The 1,190-nt window shown below is 60.1% G+C and carries 1 protein-coding gene and 2 pseudogenes; all 3 read right to left on the reverse strand.

The window, feature by feature from the left end; genetic code table 11:
* Positions 1–148 (reverse strand): annotated as a pseudogene (locus K6N12_RS33500) (S-(hydroxymethyl)glutathione dehydrogenase); the annotation flags it as partial.
* Positions 149–346: 198 nt separating this feature from the next.
* A complete protein-coding gene (locus K6N12_RS33505; RefSeq protein ID WP_222134778.1) occupies positions 347–1,048 on the reverse strand; it encodes a dimethylsulfonioproprionate lyase family protein in 702 nt (233 codons plus the stop codon).
* 15 nt (positions 1,049–1,063) lie between these two features.
* A pseudogene (locus tag K6N12_RS33510) lies at positions 1,064–1,190 on the reverse strand (electron transfer flavoprotein subunit alpha/FixB family protein); the annotation flags it as partial.

A 1,190-nucleotide genomic window follows, 5' to 3' on the forward strand; every position in this document is an offset into this window, starting at 1 on the left:
CACCCGACAGGGTGAAATCGTCGGTGTGGCAGATGCCCGTCGCCTTGACCTCGACCAGCACTTCGCCGGCCCGCGGACCTTCCAGCTGCACGGTCATCACTTCGAGCGGTTTTCCGGCCTGAACGGCTACGGCGGCGCGAACGTCCATTTTGATATCCTTTCTAAAATTGAATTCTGACTGCTACATATTCGGATAGGCTAAAGCGCGTCGCATCGAACTTGATTCATGCAACGCGCTTTACCTTGTTGTTTCTATGCATGTCCTTATCCCGGAACCGCTGCACAACTTCCGGGCGACATGCATGGCCTCCCACCGGCTTTCGCCGATCCGCTGCCCAAACCAACCTCACCGCGTCTCCGGCTCAACCTGGCACCAGACCGCAAGAAGCGGCCTTGCCGTGCATCTTATCGCGAATGTTTGCCCCGCATCGTTCGCGAAGACTGTGCCGGTCGCGGCAGAGAACCACTGCGAATTGCCAAGGCAGATTTCTCCAGGCGAAAGCAGGATGAAGGCCCGCGGCTGCGTCTGAACATGATCGGGAAACCGGGTGTAGCGGTCCATATAGATCACGCCGACCCTCAGATCGGCGCGCTCCTCCATGCCGCCGGGGCCGACCAGAACAGCATGAGAATGCGTGTTGCCGAAATTCAGGCTTGCAAACGGGCCCGAGCGGCCGCGTCGCCAGAGCAGGCTGTCGGCAAGACTTTTGAATTGGCCGGCAATCGCCTCGTATTTCCGTCCTGATTTAGCAAGATGGCCAATGGCGTCATCAAGCCCATCGGGCGCACCGGGAAGAGGTCCGCCCTCCAAGGGGCGCACCTTGCCCGTTTTGAGCAGCCTCTGCAGAACCTTGCCCGCAACGAAACTGGCGACGGCAGGAGCGTCGGCCGACAACATCAGCCCGCCGACGTCGTTGAGGAATTCCTGCAGCGGCCGAGGCCGTCTTTCCCTGCCGATGTCGTGCAGCCGTATATATGCCGGCTTTTCCTCATCGTTCAGAAGAAGATCGGCCCCACGTTTGATTGGACGTCCCACCGCGCGCGCCACGTTCAGTCCCCTCGCTTAGAGCGCCTTTTCCAGTTCCGGCAGGGCTTCGAACAGATCGGCGACGAGGCCGTAGTCGGCGACCTGGAAGATCGGCGCCTCCTCGTCCTTGTTGATGGCGACGATCACCTTGCTGTCCTTCATG

The sequence above is a fragment of the Rhizobium redzepovicii genome (assembly GCF_019793435.1).
Classification (GTDB): domain Bacteria; phylum Pseudomonadota; class Alphaproteobacteria; order Rhizobiales; family Rhizobiaceae; genus Rhizobium; species Rhizobium redzepovicii.